Consider the following 2,312-nt stretch of genomic DNA (forward strand, 5'->3'; position numbering starts at 1 on the left):
TGCAACCCCGCCAGCACCCCGTCCCACTCCTCAACCAGCCCCACCCCAAGCTCAGCCATACACCAACTCAACCACAAACAAGTGCGATTGCAGTATTAGGGCACCGGGACTTGAATCCGGCGCGTCTGCCGGTTCCGCCACACTCCCAGATCGCTTCACTCCGGAAGCAGCGCACGAGGTGCCCTGCACTCGGACTGGTGAAGCTGTGAACTGCCGTCACGCAGCCCGCAGCCTCACCGCGCTGTGAAGCGGATCTCCAGCAATCCCTGATGTCGTACGCGGCAACGCCAGACCGTCGGGCTTGCAGGTGTCCTGGCTGGCACGATGAGGGCATGACCGCCGAGAACGAGTCGCTGGAAGCAGCAGCACAGGCCCTGCACCAGGCACAAGAAGCGCTATACACAGCCCGCCGGAAACTGACCGAGGCCATCCTCCACGCCTACGCCAACGGAGAACCCGTCTCCCGCATCGCACGACGCACCGGCCACACCTCCACCGATGTCTGGAACATCCTGGCCGCCCGCGGCATCACCCGCAGCACATACCTCAACGGCTCCCACCCTGCATGAACAGCGGCCTGCAGCCGTTGGCACTGCGATAGATCATGTGCGGCTGGCACAGGGGACAGGAGCCAGCCTTCGGCGGCCGGGTGCCGGACGAGCGACGTGCGTACCCCGGTGCCGGGCGCCAGGGAATTCCAGGTGCCGTGGAACGCTCGCTTGGTGAGGTGCACGTGACCGGTGCCACATTCGCAGCGTCGCCGGTTGTTCGCTTTCGGTCAACATAGCCCCGTTGGACAAGGGCTTACTAGAGCAAAGACTAGATCCAGTCACGCTCTCGCCGGTCGCATACAGCTCTTCAACCGTTTCGCAAGCCTCAGCGACCTGCGCACATATCCCTCACAACCCTCCTCCTCGGGCGGCGTCCGGAACGGTATGGGCACGGTGGCGCGGGTTGACCCGAGCACGACAGACTCGGATCTGACCTCGACCACACAAAGGGAGCAAAGAATCATGCGCAAACTCACGGGCCTCGTTGCGACAGCCCTTGCCGCCGCCGGGCTCGCGGCTGCGACCCCGTCTGCCGCTCAAGCGGACTCCAACAGCCTGTACGCCCCTTCGGCGCTTGTGCTCACCACCGCCAACGGTGAGGGCCTTGACGCCGTCATCCAGCGCGCCGCCACCCTCAGCTGCACACCTCGCCCCACGGGGACCCACCCGGCACCTGCGTCGGCGTGTGCGGAGCTGCGGCAGACGGCCGGCGACTTCAGCACTCTCGCGTCCGGTGAGGACAGCCGGATGTGCCCGATGATCTATGCACCGGTGACGATCGGTATCGAGGGTGTCTGGCAAGGGCAGCGGGTCTCCTGGCAGCAGACGTTCTCCAACAGCTGCAAGATGGCCGCAGCCACCGACACGGGTGACTTGTTCGCCTTCTGACAGCCCAGCGTGGCAGCTGGCCAGGGGCTCTTCAGGCGGCTCAGACTCAGTCCCCGCCTGAAGGCGACCCGCCCCTGCGGCCTTGTCTAATGCCGCCTGGACGTGTGCGACAGGTGCTCCTCTGGCTGACCCAGCCCCGCCGAAGGGTTCGAACTGCCCGCTCAAGACAAGGGGCAGTTCGACGCAGAGGCAAGCTACCGGCCCGGTGGGCTGGGGAGTTCCCGCCAGGCGCCAGCTCGCTCCACAGTGCCCGGCCCGTATTGTGGGGATACGGGCCGGGCAGTCATTCAAGCTGGTTTCTACCCCGAACACCGCCCGCTTAAGCACCCCTTCGGAGGCGATGCCGCTCATCACGAGGTGTCCGCCTCCTCGGGCTGGAGCCGAGAGCAACCGTGACGAGCTAGCTCTCGGGGTCCCGCCGGTAATGCTGCCGTTTGAACGCCAAGGAGTAGCCGGGGAGGGTTTACCGGTCCCAGCCGGTATTACGCCGAGCATGCCCGAGCGCTGTACCCACGACTACCTGCACCACGGCATAACCAGCCTGTCGTCGCCGCTGATAGCGCACCGTCAGCCGTTTTTCTTACAGCCCCATCTCAGGGGTGGCCGTTCGGGGGAGTGGCGGCCCTGCCGTGACGGGGTTGGCTGGAGGCGTATGTCCGACGGTTTCGTCTTTTTCTGGGGGCTTCCATGCCACGTTCTGCCACCGCTGCGGTCTGTGGTCCTGTCACAGCTCTGACTGCGCAGGCCAGGCCCGCCAGCCCAGGGTTCCGGGGCGGTCTGCGCCGGGTGGCTTTGGTGACGGCGGTGGTGATGGGGGTGTCGGCGGTTCCGGTGGTGTCGGCGGTGGCTGCCGATGTGCCGGGCGGGGTGCCG

The 2,312-nt window shown here is 66.1% G+C and carries 2 protein-coding genes; both read left to right on the plus strand.

Features of this window, described 5'->3' with window-relative positions; translation table 11 throughout:
* The first annotated feature begins 332 nt into the window (after positions 1–332).
* Entirely contained in the window at positions 333–569 is a 237-nt protein-coding gene (locus tag AC07DW_RS34090) for a hypothetical protein (protein WP_478861472.1), read from the plus strand.
* 444 nt (positions 570–1,013) lie between these two features.
* Positions 1,014–1,439, plus strand: a complete 426-nt coding sequence (locus tag AC07DW_RS34095) for a subtilase-type protease inhibitor (protein WP_478861473.1) — start codon at positions 1,014–1,016, stop codon at positions 1,437–1,439.
* The last annotated feature ends 873 nt before the right edge of the window (positions 1,440–2,312 follow it).

The sequence above is a fragment of the Streptomyces sp. NPDC045701 genome (assembly GCF_056432045.1).